The sequence below is a fragment of the Caballeronia sp. BR00000012568055 genome, assembly GCF_029439455.1.
In the GTDB taxonomy this organism is placed as follows: domain Bacteria; phylum Pseudomonadota; class Gammaproteobacteria; order Burkholderiales; family Burkholderiaceae; genus Caballeronia.
Genome location: NZ_JAQFVG010000311.1, coordinates 109,881 through 124,566, shown reverse-complemented (window position 1 = coordinate 124,566; position 14,686 = coordinate 109,881). Strand labels below are relative to the sequence as shown.

Here is a 14,686-nt window from a genome sequence, read left to right as displayed (position 1 = left end):
GCCGGCTTGACGGGTCACATCCGCTCCCTTGGTTTTGGCCATCAGACGACCACGTTGACGAGGCGGCCCGGCACCACGACGATTTTCTTCGGCGCGCGGCCTTCAGCGAACTTCTCGAACATTTCGTGCGCAACCGCCGCCTTTTCGATGACGTCCTTCGATGCGTCCTTCGCCACGGTCAGCGCGCCGCGCACTTTGCCGTTCACCTGCAACACGAGTTCGATTTCAGACTGTTCGAGCGCGGCTTCATCGACCTTCGGCCAGGGCGCGTCGAGCAGCGGACCGAATTCCTTCTCGTAGCCCAGTTCCGACCACAACTGGAACGTCAGGTGCGGCACCACCGGATACAGCACGCGCAGCAGCACGCCGAAGGTTTCGTTGAGCACGCCTTCACTCGGCGTCTTCAGGCTTTCGACCGCGTTCAGCATCTTCATCGCGGCGGAAACGACCGTGTTGTATTGCAAACGGCCGTAGTCGAAATCAGCTTGTTTGAGCACGGTGTAGATTTCGCGGCGCAGCGCTTTGTCGCCGTCGTTCAGCTTCGATGCATCGAGCTTGCCGTGTTGTTTCAGCACTTCCGCATTGCCGTTCGCGAAGTGATACACGCGGCGCAGGAAGCGGCTTGCGCCTTCCACGCCCGCACCCGACCACTCGAGCGATTGCTCCGGCGGCGCTGCGAACATCACGAACAGACGCGCGGTATCCGCACCGTACTGATCGATCAAAGTCTGCGGATCGACGCCATTGTTCTTCGACTTCGACATCTTTTCGACGCCGCCGAGCACGACCGGCTGACCGTCCGCGATCAGCACCGCGCCGGTCGGACGGCCCTTGTCGTCGTGCGACACGGTCACGTCGAGCGGGTTGTACCAGGTCTTCTTGCCGCTCGCGTCTTCGCGATAGAACGTTTCGTTGAGCACCATGCCCTGCGTGAGCAGATTCTTCGCCGGCTCACCGAACTTCACCAGGCCCATGTCGCGCATGACCTTGGTCCAGAAGCGCGAGTACAGCAAGTGCAGAATCGCATGCTCGATCCCGCCGATGTACTGGTCCATCGGCATCCAGTAATCGGTGCGCTCGTCCACCATAGTCTTGGCGTCCGGCGCGCTGTAGCGCGAGAAGTACCAGGACGAATCGACGAAAGTGTCCATGGTGTCGGTTTCGCGCTTTGCATCCGCGCCGCACTTCGGGCACTTGCAGTTCAGGAACGCTTCCGACTTCGCCAGCGGATTGCCCGAACCGTCCGGCACGAGATCTTCCGGCAGCACAACGGGCAGGTCTTTTTCCGGCACCGGCACGTCGCCGCACGACGGGCAATGGATGATCGGAATCGGCGTGCCCCAATAACGCTGACGCGAAATGCCCCAGTCGCGCAGACGCCACGTGATTTGCTTGTCGCCGAGGTCCTTCGCCTTCAGGTCGGCGGCGATCGCGTTGATCGCTTCCTCGGTGGTCAGGCCATCGTACTTGCCGCTGTGGATAAGCTTGCCGGCAGTCTTGTCGCCGTACCACTCTTCCCACGCGTCGGTCGAATACGTCTTGCCTTCGATATCGATTACTTGCTTGATCGGCAGGCCGTACTTCTTCGCGAACGCAAAGTCGCGTTCATCGTGCGACGGCACGCCCATCACCGCGCCTTCGCCGTACGACATCAGCACGTAATTGCCGATCCACACTTCGACCTTGTCACCCGTCAGCGGATGCGTGACGAAGAAGCCGGTCGGCACGCCCTTCTTTTCCATTGTGGCAACGTCCGCTTCCGCGACGCCGCCGCGCTTGCATTCGTCGATAAACGCTTGCAAATCCGCGTTATCGCGCGCGAGACGCGTGGCCAGCGGGTGTTCCGCCGCGACCGCCGCGAAGGTCACGCCCATGATGGTGTCGGCGCGCGTGGTGAACACGCGCAGCAACTTCGCTTCGCCGTCGATTTCATACGGAAAACCGAAGTTCACGCCGAAGCTCTTGCCAATCCAATTTTGCTGCATGATCTTGACGCGCTCGGGCCAGCCGAGGCCTTCGAGATCGTCGAGCAGTTGATCCGCGTAATCCGTGATGCGCAGGTAGTACATCGGGATTTCGCGCTTTTCCACCAGCGCGCCCGAGCGCCAGCCGCGCCCGTCGATGACTTGTTCGTTCGCCAGCACGGTCTGATCGATCGGATCCCAGTTCACCGTGCCCGTCTTCTTGTACGCGATGCCCTTTTCCAGCATCTTCAGGAACAGCCACTGGTTCCACTTGTAGTAGTCCGGCGAGCACGTGGCGACTTCACGCGACCAGTCGATGGCGAGGCCCATCGACTGCATCTGCTTCTTCATGTACGCGATGTTGTCGTACGTCCACTTCGCGGGCGGCACGTTGTTGGCCATCGCCGCGTTTTCGGCGGGCATTCCGAACGCGTCCCAGCCCATCGGCATCAGCGTGTTGTGACCGTTCATGCGCAGATAACGGTACATCACGTCGTTGATGGTGTAGTTGCGCACGTGACCCATGTGCAGCTTGCCGGACGGATACGGCAGCATCGAGACGCAATAGAACTTGGGCTTGGCCGACGTCTCGGTCGTCCGGTAGACGTCGTTCGCGCGCCAGTTGCTCTGCGCGGCGGATTCGACGTCGGCGGGTACGTATTTATCGTGCATGGTGTGGTTTGGCTTGGAGCAAATGCTGGAACGGAATTCGCTGCGGCGTCGGCGTTCAGGCTAACGAGCTTGACTTGACAGGCCCGCCGAACGGGCAAAGGACGATTATACCGTCCTGTTTTCATGCATCGGCGCGCAATCCGGGCTATCTGGCCTCAGTGTGCGGGCTTCTCACGCCGACGGCCAGTCGTCCGCTCGGCATAGGCAAAATACTCAATGCGCGGGTTTTGCGACCGGCTGCGTCACGAAACCAATGCTCGACAGTCCCGCCTGCTGCGCCGCGCCCATCACTTTGGCAATTACGTCGTACCGCGTCGCACTCGACGCCCGCAAGTGCAATTCAGGCTTCTGCGCGGCCTTGCCGGCATCGGTGAAACGCGCGCGCATCTCGTCGAAACTGACGGGCGCGTCGTTCCAGAACAGCTTGCCGGAATCGTCGATGGACAGCGTGACGGTCTGCGGCGTCTCGCGCGCGGGCTGCGATGCGACCTTCGGCAGATCAAGCCGAATGGCGTGCGTGAACAGCGGCGCGGTGATGATGAAAATGACCAGCAGCACAAGCATGACGTCGATGAGCGGCGTCATGTTGATCTCGGCCATCGGCTGGCCATTGGGCTTCTTGTCGAGTCCGCCGAAGGCCATGATCCGCGCTCCTTACTCGCGCTCGCCGCAGACGAACACGTGCAGATCGTGCGCGAAGCCGTCGAGTTCTTCGGAAATCTGCCGCACGTAGCGGCCGAGCACGTTGTAGGCGAGCACCGCGGGAATCGCGACGACAAGGCCGAACGCGGTCATGATGAGCGCTTCGCCCACCGGTCCGGCGACGTTTTCGATCATCGCCTGCCCGCTTGCCGCGATACTCGACAGCGCGTGATAAATGCCCCACACGGTCCCGAGCAATCCGACGAACGGCGCCGTACTCCCGACCGATGCGAGCAGCACCTGACCGAATTCGAGCCGCCGTTGCGAATTGAGCATGGCCTGACGCAGCGCGCGCAGCACGCGTTCATCGCGATCCACGCGGGCGAGCAGCGCGCCCGGCACTTCGGCCTCCGATGCGCGCCACGCCGCTTCGGCCAGCGGCAAATACACGCGCTCGCGATCCGCGCGCTTCAACGCGCCGATGCCATCTTTCAGACTCGCCGCCTGCCAGAACCGCTGCAACGCGCGCGGCCCTTGCCACTTGGCGCGCACCAGCACCCACGTTTTCACCAGCAGAAAACACCAGCTCGCCAGCGACATCGCGAGCAAGACGCCCGCAACGGTATGCGTCACGGCATCGCCGGATTCGAGGTAGTGGAGAACGCTCGTTGTCGCCATCGTACGAATGGATCAGCGCAGGCCGAGCACGTCTTGCATGTCGAAAAAGCCGTGATCGCGGCCCGCGAGGAAGCGCGCCGCACGCAGCGCGCCCTGCGCGTACGACAAACGGCTTGCCGACTTGTGCGTAATCTCGATCCGCTCGCCAATGCCCGCGAACAGCACCGTGTGATCGCCGACGATATCGCCGCCGCGAATGGCAGAAAAGCCGATGGTCGATGGATCGCGTTCGCCGGTCACGCCTTCGCGCGCGTAGACGGCGCAGTCTTTGAGATCGCGGCCGAGCGCATCGGCGATCACTTCGCCCATGGCGAGCGCGGTGCCGGAAGGCGCATCGACCTTATGACGATGGTGCGCCTCGATAATCTCGATGTCGTAGCCCTGCGCGAACTGCTTCGCCGCGAATTCGAGCAGCTTGAGCGTGACGTTCACGCCCACGCTCATATTCGGCGCGAACATGATGCCGATCTTCTCGCCCGCCTGACGCAGCTGCGCCTTCTGCTCGTCGCTGAAACCGGTCGTGCCGATAATCATCTTCACGTTATGACGCAGCGCCGCTTCGAGATGCACGAGCGTGCCTTCGGGCCGCGTAAAGTCGATCAGATAATCGGCTTCGGCGAACACGCGTTCGATATCGTCGGTGAGCAGCACGCCCGTGGTTTTGCCGAGAAACGCGCCCGCGTCCTGCCCGAGCTGCGGCACGCCCGGCCGGTCGAGTGCGCCGACGAGTTGCACGTCGGGTTCGTTGAGAACGGTTTCGATCAGCATCCGGCCCATGCGGCCCGATGCACCGGCAATGGCGATCTTCATGGCTGTCTCGTGTCGATGAACCGCGCGTCGTACGAAAGCCGAGCCGCGCGGCGAATGATGCGAAAGCGGCGCCGCCAAGCTAAGCGGCACCGCTTCAAAGAAGCCGCTGTTACTGCGGCATCGTGAACTGCCCCTGACCGCTGGCGTTGGCCGGAGCCGGCGATGTGCTCGCCGGACCGACCGCGCTGCTGTCGGGAATGTTGATCGTCTGCGGTTTGCGCTGAAGCTGGATCTGCGAATTCGAGCCGGAATTGTTGGCCGAGCCCGGCGCACCGCCCGCGCTGGTCGGCGCGCTGCTATACGTCGAGGAACGCTGACGCCCGGTCGGCGCTTCGACCTGCGCCGTCGCGCGATTCGCGGCCTGCGCGGCTTGCTCGTTGGCGTCGCCGGCAAAGGCCGTGGCGGCGTTCGGCTGCGTGGACGGCTCGCCGACCGGCGCGGTCACGCCCGTTGCCGACGCACCCGATGCCGAAGCCGCGACCGCTGCAGGAGCGGGCGCTGCCTTCGCAACCTTGACGCCCTTGTCGCCGTCGATTTCAGCCAGCAGTTCGAGGTTCGACGGCAGATTCTCGCCGCCCGACCAACTGACCACGCGATCGCTCGCGAAATTCACGATGAAATCACGCTGCTGAACGACGGACGTGCTGCCGCGCTTGAAATAAAACACGTAGTCCCAGCGATCCGCGTGGAACATGTCGGTGAGCAGCGGCGTACCGAGAAGCTGCTTGACCTGATCCCGCGACATGCCGACCTGCATTTGATTCGCGGCTTCCTGCGAAACAAAATTGCCTTGCACGACCGTGATGCGATACGGCGTGATGCTTTGCGCGATCTTCTGCGTGACGCTGTCATACGTCGAGCAACCGGCGAGCAATGCGGCCAAGGTTGCTGCGATCATGGTTCCCCGCATGCGACTGCTCTCCCTGCGATTCGATATAGAAATTGAAGACATTTCACCTTTCGCGCGAAGCGCTCCAAGGCCGCGCTTATCGACCGCGCAGAGGTCCGCACGGCGATCCGATTTCCTGCGAGATGTCCGGAATCGGAAAAACGCATTACTATGAGAACCTTGAATTGTACTCTAGGGACGCATGGCCATGAGCAACACCGCTGATCTCAAGAACATTGGGCTTAAGGCGACCCTGCCGCGCCTCAAGATTCTCGAGATTTTCCAGCACAGTACGGTGCGCCACCTGACCGCTGAAGACGTGTATCGAAGCCTGCTTACGGAAGAGCTGGATATCGGTCTCGCCACGGTCTATCGCGTGCTCACGCAGTTCGAGCAAGCCGGTTTGCTGTCGCGGAGCAATTTCGAATCGGGCAAGGCCGTTTTCGAACTCAACGAAGGATCGCATCACGATCACCTCGTGTGTATCGACTGCGGCCGTGTCGAAGAATTTTTCGACTCCGAGATCGAACGCCGCCAACAAGCGATTGCGAAGGAACGCGGCTTCAAACTCCACGAGCATGCGCTCGCGCTGTACGGCGCATGCACGAAGGAAAACTGCCCGCACCGCAAGCACTGAGCTGGACGCGCCGGTAATGACCGGCCCGAACGCAAAAAACCGCCGTCCATCGGCTTCGATGGACGGCGGTTTCGTTTCGCCTATACCTTTTGTGAGATGCGTATGCGGTTGATTCGCAATAGCGTTATCGGCGTTTATACAGCCGCGTGCGCCTCGGCTTTCCTAAGCGTATAGCGCTCAGGCAAATCGATCTCATCGCAATTCGGCAGATCGCCGCCGCGATCCACGACGATAAAATCGCCCGCCGTGTCGAGCACGATCAGCGGGTGATGCCATACGCCGCGCGCGTAATTCACGCCCTGCCAGCCATCGACGTAAAACGCTTTCAGGCGCGACGCATCGAACTCGCCCGCTGGCGCGACGACCACCAGATAGCGCACCGCGCCCAGCGGCACGAACGCCTGACTGCCGAGCGGATGGCGCTCCATCATCGAAATTTCCACCGGCTGCGGGCGCGGCTGGCCGCGAAACACGTTGATGAGCGGCCGCCCGCCGGTATCGATACCGACGTCCACTTGGGCAAGATCGTGGAAGCGTTCGGTCGTGCCCGCGTTGATCGGAAAATGGCGCGCGCCTTCGAGTTCGATTACATCGCCAAACGGGGCGAACGCTTCGCGCGTGAGCGGTTCGAGCGTCAGCGTCTTCATTGGATTTCACCGAAGATTCGCAGACGCGACACGCCGCCGTCCGGATAAATATTGAAGCGCACGTGCGTGACCGGACCCAGCGCCGCGATCTCCTTCTCGAAGCGATGCACGTTGTCCATCGACAGCTTTTGCTCGTCGAGCAGCACGGGCCAGAACATCGCTTGGGTCACCAGCGATTCATCCGTGCCGCCCTCCACGCGCGCCGCTTGCAGCGAGCATCGGTCGGGGAAATTGCCTTTGAAGTGCGCGGTATCCACTTCGATCGCGCGGATCACGCCGGGATTGGCCAGCGCGACGATCGCCCAGTCGTTGCCCGGTTCGCGACGACGACGCGTTTCCCAGCCATCGCCCATATTTACGCCGCGACCCGGCATCAGCATTTGCGATGCAGGCCCGAAGTGCTGATTGTTCGCCGCGACCAGATACGCGCCGTTTTCGATCGCCGCGAGATCGAGCAGCGTGCCGGCCTTCACGCGCGAAAAATCCGTTTTCGGCTGACCGTACACTCGCAAACGCGCGATCCCGCCATCGGGATAAATATTCACGCGCAAGTGCGTGTAGGCGCGTGCATCGCCGATATCGAGATAGTGATGATGATTGCCCTGCAAGGTGGTCGAAGGCACGATCTCGCGCCAGTCGCCATCGCGCTGCGGATCGTCGCTTTCGCTGTAGCACGCTTCGATCGACGCCGCCGGCGGAAAGTTGCCCGTGAAATGACTCGTATCGATATCGATACCGTGAATCACGCCCGCCCGCGCCAGCTTGACGATGCAGTAGTCGTAGCCCGTGGTGCGCTTGCGGCGCGTTTCCCAGCCGTCCATCCACTTGCCGTGTTCATCGTATTTTCCGGGGATGAACACCGCGGGCTGCGGTTCGAGCATGCGGTTCATCGGCGCGAAGAATTCGTCGGTGGCGAACAGCGCCTGCGCGCCGAGTCGCGGGTCCGCGAGATTCATGTAGCGGCGCGTGAAGGCGGGAGCGTTGGGATCGAGAATCGGAGTGGCCATTTCAAGTCTCTCAGTGAAGTTTTAGATTGCGTGCGCGTTTTCATGACCGCCGTGCGCGGCTTCCGGCGCGGCAGGCACGAAGCGATAGTCCGCGTCCTGGTCGAGCACACGCTTGGCGCGCGCCCGGTCGATATCGTTTTCCCACACGGCGACGACCACCGTCGCCACGCAGTTGCCGATCAGATTCGTCACCGCCCGCGCGATACCCACGAACCAGTCCACCGGCAGAATCAGCACGAGGCCGAGCACGGGAATCGCGGGAATGGCGGAGAGCGTCGCGGCGAGAATCACGATGGCCGAGCCGGGAATACCATGCGCGCCCTTCGACGTCACCAGCGACACCAGCACCACCACGATCAGGTCATGCAGCGACAGCGGCGTATTCGTGGCCTGCGCGATAAAGATCACCGCGAGCGTCAGATAGATCGAAAAACCATCGAGATTGAACGAGTAGCCGGTCGGAATCACGAGGCCGACGGTCGAGTCCTTCACGCCCATCCATTCGAGCTTGCGCATGATCTGCGGCAGCACAGCGTCCGACGAAGCGGTGCCGAGCACGATCGACAATTCTTCGCGCAGATAGCGCACCAGCTTGAAGATGGAGAAGCCCGCGAGGCGCATGACCACGGCCAGCACGACGAACACGAACAGGAAGCAGCTCACGTAGAACACGGCCACCAGCAGGCCCAGTTGCTTGAGCGATGCCACGCCGTACTGCCCCGTCGTGAAAGCAATCGCGCCGAGCACGCCCAGCGGCGCGAGCTTGATGATGAAGCCCATGATGCGGAAGAAAATCGCCGACAGCTCGTCGATGAACACCGTCACGCGCTGCGCCTTGTCGCCGAGCATCGAGAGGGCGGAGCCGAACAGCACGGCAAACACCAGCACTTGCAGGATGTCGCCTTTGGCGAAGGCATCGATGGCGGTGTCGGGAATGATCTTCAGCAGAAAGCCGGCGGTGTCCTTGAGGCTCTTGGCGTGCTCGGTGTAGGTGGTGAGCGCGGAAGCATCGAGCGAATGCAGGTCGATGTTCATGCCCACGCCCGGCTTGGTGATCCACGCCAGAATCGCGCCGATGATCAACGCCAGCGTCGTCATGATTTCGAAGTAGACGACCGCCTTCAGCCCGACGCGCCCGACTTTCTTCAGATCGCCCGCGCTCGCCATGCCGCTGACGACCACGCAGAACACGATCGGCGCGATCACCATCTTGATGAGCTTCAGAAAGCCGTCGCCGAGCGGCCTGAGCGATTGCCCGAAATGCGGAAATAGCGCGCCAACCACAATACCGATGACCAGCGCGATCATCACTCTGCCAAACAGCGAATTCAGGAATCTCGCCACGACCGTTCTCCTCAATCGTCTAATCAATTTAGGGGTTTGGAGCACTGTTCCGACTGGTCCGACCAGTGCTTTGATGATGGATATTAGGAAGCCAATATATGCACGTCAAGGAACGCGAGCTACCGGTTTACCCTGCCGCATTCGTGGTGCACACGCGCACCGGACACGCGCATACAATGGCGGTCAGACCGGCCAAATCTGCTTTCATCGCATGAAGAACGTTCCGCATACCGTCACCGATGCCGCCATCGCGACCATTCGCGAGCGCATCGAATCGAGCCTGTATCCGGTGGGAAGCCTGCTGCCCGCGCAGCGTCAGCTTTCCGAAGAACTGGCGATCAGCCGTGCATCGTTACGTGAGGCGCTTTCGACGCTCGAAGCGCTCGGCATGCTGCATATCCGTCCGGGCAAAGGCGTGTATGTGAGCAACGCGCAGGCGAGCAACGCGCATCCGTGGCGATTCGCGGATCAGGCGTCGCTGCCGGACACGTATCAGATGCGTTTCGCGCTGGAAGGCTTCGTCGCGCGGCTCGCGGCGAATTCCATCGGCGATGCGGATATCGACTGGCTCGATGACAACCTCACGTCGCTGCGAGGCGCGCTCGAAGAAGCCGAACTGGAAGAGGCGGCGCAACTCGATTTCGCATTTCATATGCGCATCGTGAGTCTTGCGGGCAATGCGGCGATCGAATCGATTCTGCGCGGCAGTGCGGACATCATGAAAGAGAGCCAGCGCTTGCCGTTTTATCGGCGTGAGCTGGTGCTATCGACGTATCACGAACACGCGCTCATCATCGATGCGCTCAAAGCGCGCGACGGCGAGCAGGCTGGCACCGCGATCGAGCGGCATATCGTGAACGCTGCGCAACGCGCCGGCGTGCACTTCCCCGTCCCGCGCGACGCATAAAACTTCTGGCGATGTTCCCTGTCTCAACGAGGGCAATGCACGAAAGAAATTTCGATCAGCTTGCGCTGCCCTGCGTTCAACAAACATCAAGAGGAGTAGCGTCGATGGACATGCAACAACTGGTATCGGAATTTCTCTCTTCGGAGCATGGCGCTCAGGCTCAGCAAGCACTGACGGATCAGGGCATCAGTCCCGAAGATAGTCAGCAAATGCTTAGTACCGCTGCAGAAACTGCGCATTCGCATGTCGAGGAACAAGGCGGCGGTCTGCTCGGCAACAATCCCGGCAAGAGTTTCTTCGCTGCGTTCGCCGCCGGTCTCGTGCGTGGCGACGGCGTTTTCAAATCGATGGAAGAAGGCGGCGAAGGCGTGCTGACCGGGCGCGTTGCCGAAGCGATCGGCGCGCGTATGGGTATCGATCCTTCCACGGCGTCGATGGTCGCGGCAGCGGCGACGCCTTACGTCGTATCGTTTCTCAAAGAGAAGTTCGCGTAGCACGATCGCACCAAAACAAAAGCCGCTCCGAGGAGCGGCTTTTTTTACTTCAGCGCCAGCGAAAAAACTTACTTCGCGTTGGCCAAGGCAACCGCCGTATCCAGCATGCGGTTCGAGAAGCCCCACTCGTTGTCGTACCAGCTCGACACCTTCACCAGACGGCCCGACACCTTGGTCAGCGTCGAATCGAACGTCGACGAAGCCGGGTTGTGGTTGTAGTCGATCGAGACGAGCGGCGCGTCGTTGTAGCCGAGCACGCCCTTCATCGCGCCTTCCGACGCTTCCTTCATGATCTTGTTGACTTCCTCGACCGTCGTGTCGCGCGCGGCGATGAACGACAGATCGACGACCGACACGTTGATCGTCGGAACGCGGATCGCGTAGCCGTCGAGCTTGCCGTTCAGTTCCGGCAACACTAAACCGACCGCCGATGCAGCGCCCGTCTTGGTCGGAATCTGGCTGTGCGTCGCCGAGCGCGCGCGGCGCAGATCTTCGTGATACACGTCGGTCAGAACCTGATCGTTCGTGTAAGCGTGGATGGTGGTCATCAGACCATTCACCAGACCGATCTTGTCGTTCAGCGGCTTGACCATCGGCGCGAGACAGTTCGTCGTGCACGATGCGTTCGAGATCACCGTATCCGATGCCTTCAGCACGTTGTGGTTCACGCCATACACGATGGTCGCGTCCACGTCCTTGCCGCCCGGCGCCGAGATGATGACCTTCTTCGCGCCGCCCTTGATGTGCGCGCTGGCCTTTTCCTTCGTCGTGAAGAAGCCCGTGCACTCGAACACCACGTCAACCTTCAGCTCGCCCCACGGCAGTTCGGCCGGGTTGCGGTTCGCCAGCACGCGGATCTTGTCGCCATTGACGACGAGGTAGTCGCCGTCCACCGACACTTCGCCCGGGAACTTGCCGTGCGCCGTGTCGTATTGCGTCAGGTGAGCGTTGGTCTTGGCATCGCCCAGATCGTTGATGGCGACGATCTCGATGTCGTGTTTCTTGCCGTTCTCATAGAAAGCGCGCAGCGTGTTGCGGCCGATGCGGCCGTAGCCGTTGATTGCAACGCGAATCGTCATGGTCTATCTCCTTGGCTTAAAAAAACCTTCTCCACTGATGCAAGTGCTCAGGCGGCGTTCAGCACGCTCTTCGCCGTCGCTACGACGTTCTCGACGGTGAAGCCGAAGTGCTTGAACAGCGCGCCTGCCGGAGCCGACTCACCGAACGTGTCGATACCGACCACGCCGCCTTCGAGGCCCACGTACTTGCGCCAGAAATCCGTGACACCCGCTTCGATCGCCACGCGCGCCACGCCCTTGGGCAGCACACGCTCGCGATACTCCGCGTCTTGCTTGTCGAACACGTTCGTGCAGGGCATCGACACCACGCGCGCGCCGATGCCTTCCTTCGCCAGCGCTTCGACCGCCTGCATGGCGAGCTGCACTTCCGAGCCGGTCGCCAGCAGAATGATCTTGCGCGCCGGGATATCGTCGTTCCAGTCGTGCAGCACGTAACCGCCCTTGGCGATATTCGCGATCTGCACGTCGTCACGCTTCGAATATTGCAGGTTCTGACGGCTGAAGATCAGCGTCGACGGACCGTGATGGGCAATTGCGTGCGTCCAGGCCACTGCGGTTTCGACGGTATCCGCCGGACGCCACGTTTGCAGATTCGGGATCAGGCGCAGGCTGGAAACATGTTCGATCGACTGGTGCGTCGGGCCGTCTTCACCCAAGCCGATGGAATCGTGCGTGAACACGAAGATCGAGCGCGACTTCATCAGCGCGGCGACGCGCAGCGCGTTGCGGCTGTAGTCCGAGAACGTCAGGAACGTGCCGCCGAACGGACGATACCCGCCGTGCACCGCCAGACCGTTGATGGCCGCGCTCATGCCGAATTCGCGCACGCCGTAATTGATGTGATTGCCCCACTGAATGCCCGCGTGATCGGGATTGGCGTTTTCCTGATCGCCCGCCGCGCGCACCGCCTTCGATGCCTTCCAGTTGGTCAGATTCGAGCCCGTCAAATCCGCCGATCCGCCGAGCAGTTCCGGCAGCGCCGCCGCCAGCCCTTCGATGGTGTTCTGCGATGCCTTGCGCGTCGCAATGGTTTCGGCCTTCTGATTCGCGTCTTCGATGATCTTCGCCGCGGCTTCGGCCCAGTTCGCGGGCAGCTCGCCGCTCATGCGGCGCGTGAATTCGCTGGCTTCGTGACCGTACTTCGCCTTGTAGGCATCGAACGATTTGTTCCATTGGCTTTCAGCGTGCGAGCCTTGTTCCTTCGCGTCCCACGCCGAATACACCTCCTGCGGAATCTCGAACGGACCGTAGTTCCAGCCGATCGCCGCGCGCGTCGCCGCGATTTCCTTGTCGCCGAGCGGCGCGCCGTGCGCGTCGTGACCGCCCGCCTTGGTCGGCGCGCCCTTGCCGATCACCGTGCGGCAGCAAATCAGCGTCGGCTTGTCCGACTTCTTGGCTTGTGCGATGGCGGCATCGACTGCATCGACGTTATGGCCGTCCACGGCGCGGATCACGTTCCAGCCGTACGCTTCGAAGCGCTTGGGTGTGTCGTCGTGGAACCAGTGCTCCACGTGACCGTCGATGGAAATGCCGTTGTCGTCGTACAGCGCGATCAGCTTGTTCAGCTTGAGCGTGCCCGCGAGCGAGCAGGCTTCGTGCGAGATGCCTTCCATCAGGCAGCCGTCGCCCAGGAAAACGTACGTGTAGTGATCGACGATCTTCGCGTCGGCCTTGTTGAATTCGGCGGCGAGCAGCGTTTCTGCCAGCGCCATGCCGACCGCGTTGCCCACGCCCTGACCGAGCGGGCCGGTGGTCGTTTCGACGCCGACCGTCATGCCGTATTCCGGATGGCCCGGCGTCTTCGAGTGCAGTTGACGGAAATTCTTGAGTTCGCTCATCGGCAAGTCGTAGCCGGTGAGGTGCAGCAGCGAATACAGCAGCATGGAACCGTGACCGTTCGACAGAACGAAACGGTCGCGGTCGAACCAGTGCGGATTCGCCGGATTGTGCTTCAGATGGCGCGACCACAGCGCGACGCCGATCTCGGCCATGCCCATCGGCATGCCGGGGTGACCGGAATTGGCTTGTTGAACGGCGTCCATGGCGAGCGCGCGGATTGCGTTGGCCATGAGGGCGGACTGAGCGGGGGTCGGGGTCGTCATGTCGGGTGTCGAGTGCTTCGAGAGCTTCCGGGCTGATGCTGAAATGATCCGTGGTGAATCTTTACGACGCGCCGGACCCGTGGCACACAACGTATTTTCAGGACCGGACGACGAGAAACGACGAGGATCGGGAGGCCGTCATTCTAACAGAGCGCTCCGATTGACAGGCGCACCGCTGGCCGCCAAAGCATCGCCCGGATGCGCTACATAGCATGAGCACGGTGCGGGCACGTTACGTGCAGCGCAGGCCTCGCCATGCGGTCAGGACGCTTGCAAACCTCCGATGGTTCGCGAATCTTCATGGCAAAATACTTTTCACCGTACGATCGCAGCAAGGCTTCAAGGAGTGCTTTCGATGACCGACCCACGCCCCGCCGATGTGCCCTGGCTCACGCCCTACCTCACCGTGAAAGACGCGCGCGTGAGCATCGGCTTCTACGAGAAGGCGCTGGGCTTCGTGGTGCGCGACAGCGTGAACGACGACGGCACCGTCATCCACGTGGAAATGACGTATCGCGGGCAGTTGATCGTGATGTTCGCGCCCGAGGGCGCGTACGGTTCGCAGGCGCGCACGCCGAAAAGCGCCGGGCAAATGGCGCCGCAGTCGTTTTATCTGTACGTCGATGACGTCGATGCAACCTTTACGCAGGCGCTGGCCGTCGGCGCAAAACCGCTGATCGAGCCGCAGGACCAGTTCTGGGGCGACCGCTTCGCGCAGATCGAAGATCCGGACGGTTATCGCTGGGCGATTGCACGGCATCTGCGCTGAGTTTTTCAGGCATCTCACCTATCCGCGGGCCGTAAAGTCCGCGAT

At 61.6% G+C, this 14,686-nt stretch carries 14 protein-coding genes; 4 read left to right on the top strand and 10 right to left on the bottom strand.

The features are described 5' to 3' along the window. Window positions 1-41 precede the first annotated feature (41 nt). From leuS to P7F28_RS22885, 5 genes are all read right to left on the bottom strand, one after another. Entirely contained in the window at window positions 42-2,636 is a 2,595-nt protein-coding gene (leuS, locus tag P7F28_RS22905; RefSeq protein WP_277187052.1) for a leucine--tRNA ligase, read from the bottom strand. 213 nt (window positions 2,637-2,849) lie between these two features. After that, window positions 2,850-3,278 (bottom strand): biopolymer transporter ExbD, encoded by a 429-nt coding sequence (locus P7F28_RS22900; RefSeq protein ID WP_277187051.1) that lies wholly within the window; start codon window positions 3,276-3,278, stop codon window positions 2,850-2,852. Between the two features lie 12 nt (window positions 3,279-3,290). Then, the gene (locus P7F28_RS22895) at window positions 3,291-3,956 is read right to left on the bottom strand and encodes a MotA/TolQ/ExbB proton channel family protein (RefSeq protein WP_277187050.1); all 666 of its coding nucleotides are present in this window, start codon (window positions 3,954-3,956) and stop codon (window positions 3,291-3,293) included. A 12-nt stretch (window positions 3,957-3,968) separates the two neighbouring features. After that, window positions 3,969-4,766: a 4-hydroxy-tetrahydrodipicolinate reductase gene (dapB, locus tag P7F28_RS22890; protein WP_277187049.1), complete on the bottom strand. Its 798-nt coding sequence runs from the start codon at window positions 4,764-4,766 to the stop codon at window positions 3,969-3,971. A 109-nt stretch (window positions 4,767-4,875) separates the two neighbouring features. Further along, window positions 4,876-5,664, bottom strand: coding sequence for an outer membrane protein assembly factor BamE (locus P7F28_RS22885; RefSeq protein WP_370467382.1), 789 nt, complete (start codon window positions 5,662-5,664; stop codon window positions 4,876-4,878). A 199-nt stretch (window positions 5,665-5,863) separates the two neighbouring features. Here P7F28_RS22885 and fur point away from each other — a divergent pair, with 199 nt between their 5' ends. After that, window positions 5,864-6,292 carry a ferric iron uptake transcriptional regulator gene (fur, locus tag P7F28_RS22880; RefSeq protein WP_277187047.1) on the top strand — a complete coding sequence of 143 codons (429 nt, stop codon included), beginning with the start codon at window positions 5,864-5,866 and terminating at the stop codon, window positions 6,290-6,292. 134 nt (window positions 6,293-6,426) lie between these two features. Here the strand turns inward: fur and P7F28_RS22875 are convergent, their stop codons facing one another. Genes P7F28_RS22875 through P7F28_RS22865 form a run of 3 tightly spaced genes read right to left on the bottom strand, consistent with a single transcriptional unit; the run spans window position 6,427 to window position 9,290 of the window. Beyond that, window positions 6,427-6,939: an ureidoglycolate lyase gene (locus P7F28_RS22875; RefSeq protein ID WP_277187046.1), complete on the bottom strand. Its 513-nt coding sequence runs from the start codon at window positions 6,937-6,939 to the stop codon at window positions 6,427-6,429. Continuing rightward, a complete protein-coding gene (gene alc / locus P7F28_RS22870) occupies window positions 6,936-7,946 on the bottom strand; it encodes an allantoicase (protein ID WP_277187045.1) in 1,011 nt (336 codons plus the stop codon). Before alc ends, P7F28_RS22875 begins: the two co-directional genes overlap by 4 nt. Before the next feature lie 21 nt (window positions 7,947-7,967). Next, on the bottom strand, window positions 7,968-9,290 hold the full coding sequence (locus P7F28_RS22865; RefSeq protein ID WP_277187044.1) for a C4-dicarboxylate transporter DctA: 1,323 nt from the start codon (window positions 9,288-9,290) through the stop codon (window positions 7,968-7,970). 211 nt (window positions 9,291-9,501) lie between these two features. On the opposite strand from P7F28_RS22865, the gene P7F28_RS22860 reads away from it, so the two are divergent. Together P7F28_RS22860 and P7F28_RS22855 are read left to right on the top strand one after the other, a co-directional pair. Continuing rightward, window positions 9,502-10,197: a FadR/GntR family transcriptional regulator gene (locus P7F28_RS22860; RefSeq protein WP_277187043.1), complete on the top strand. Its 696-nt coding sequence runs from the start codon at window positions 9,502-9,504 to the stop codon at window positions 10,195-10,197. 104 nt (window positions 10,198-10,301) lie between these two features. After that, complete coding sequence (locus P7F28_RS22855) at window positions 10,302-10,691, top strand: hypothetical protein (RefSeq protein WP_277187042.1); 390 nt, start codon at window positions 10,302-10,304, stop codon at window positions 10,689-10,691. Between the two features lie 68 nt (window positions 10,692-10,759). On the opposite strand, the gene gap is transcribed toward P7F28_RS22855, so the two are convergent. Both gap and tkt read right to left on the bottom strand, forming a co-directional pair. Continuing rightward, window positions 10,760-11,770 (bottom strand): type I glyceraldehyde-3-phosphate dehydrogenase, encoded by a 1,011-nt coding sequence (gap, locus tag P7F28_RS22850; RefSeq protein WP_277187041.1) that lies wholly within the window; start codon window positions 11,768-11,770, stop codon window positions 10,760-10,762. A gap of 47 nt (window positions 11,771-11,817) precedes the next feature. Next, window positions 11,818-13,872, bottom strand: coding sequence for a transketolase (tkt, locus tag P7F28_RS22845; RefSeq protein ID WP_277187040.1), 2,055 nt, complete (start codon window positions 13,870-13,872; stop codon window positions 11,818-11,820). A 355-nt stretch (window positions 13,873-14,227) separates the two neighbouring features. Between tkt and P7F28_RS22840 the strand changes: the two genes are divergently transcribed. Continuing rightward, a complete protein-coding gene (locus tag P7F28_RS22840) occupies window positions 14,228-14,641 on the top strand; it encodes a glyoxalase/bleomycin resistance/extradiol dioxygenase family protein (RefSeq protein WP_277187039.1) in 414 nt (137 codons plus the stop codon). Window positions 14,642-14,686: the final 45 nt, after the last annotated feature.

Bases quoted from the DNA above. Each gene is read 5' to 3' on its own strand.
- dapB (WP_277187049.1), bottom strand. From the start codon at position 4,766: ATGAAGATCGCCATTGCCGGTGCATCGGGCCGCATGGGCCGGATGCTG.
- leuS (WP_277187052.1), bottom strand. From the start codon at position 2,636: ATGCACGATAAATACGTACCCGCCGACGTCGAATCCGCCGCGCAGAGC.
- fur (WP_277187047.1), top strand. From the start codon at position 5,864: ATGAGCAACACCGCTGATCTCAAGAACATTGGGCTTAAGGCGACCCTG.
- alc (WP_277187045.1), bottom strand. From the start codon at position 7,946: ATGGCCACTCCGATTCTCGATCCCAACGCTCCCGCCTTCACGCGCCGC.
- P7F28_RS22860 (WP_277187043.1), top strand. From the start codon at position 9,502: ATGAAGAACGTTCCGCATACCGTCACCGATGCCGCCATCGCGACCATT.
- P7F28_RS22840 (WP_277187039.1), top strand. From the start codon at position 14,228: ATGACCGACCCACGCCCCGCCGATGTGCCCTGGCTCACGCCCTACCTC.
- P7F28_RS22895 (WP_277187050.1), bottom strand. From the start codon at position 3,956: ATGGCGACAACGAGCGTTCTCCACTACCTCGAATCCGGCGATGCCGTG.
- tkt (WP_277187040.1), bottom strand. From the start codon at position 13,872: ATGACGACCCCGACCCCCGCTCAGTCCGCCCTCATGGCCAACGCAATC.
- P7F28_RS22855 (WP_277187042.1), top strand. From the start codon at position 10,302: ATGGACATGCAACAACTGGTATCGGAATTTCTCTCTTCGGAGCATGGC.
- P7F28_RS22900 (WP_277187051.1), bottom strand. From the start codon at position 3,278: ATGGCCTTCGGCGGACTCGACAAGAAGCCCAATGGCCAGCCGATGGCC.
- P7F28_RS22885 (WP_370467382.1), bottom strand. From the start codon at position 5,664: ATGATCGCAGCAACCTTGGCCGCATTGCTCGCCGGTTGCTCGACGTAT.
- gap (WP_277187041.1), bottom strand. From the start codon at position 11,770: ATGACGATTCGCGTTGCAATCAACGGCTACGGCCGCATCGGCCGCAAC.
- P7F28_RS22875 (WP_277187046.1), bottom strand. From the start codon at position 6,939: ATGAAGACGCTGACGCTCGAACCGCTCACGCGCGAAGCGTTCGCCCCG.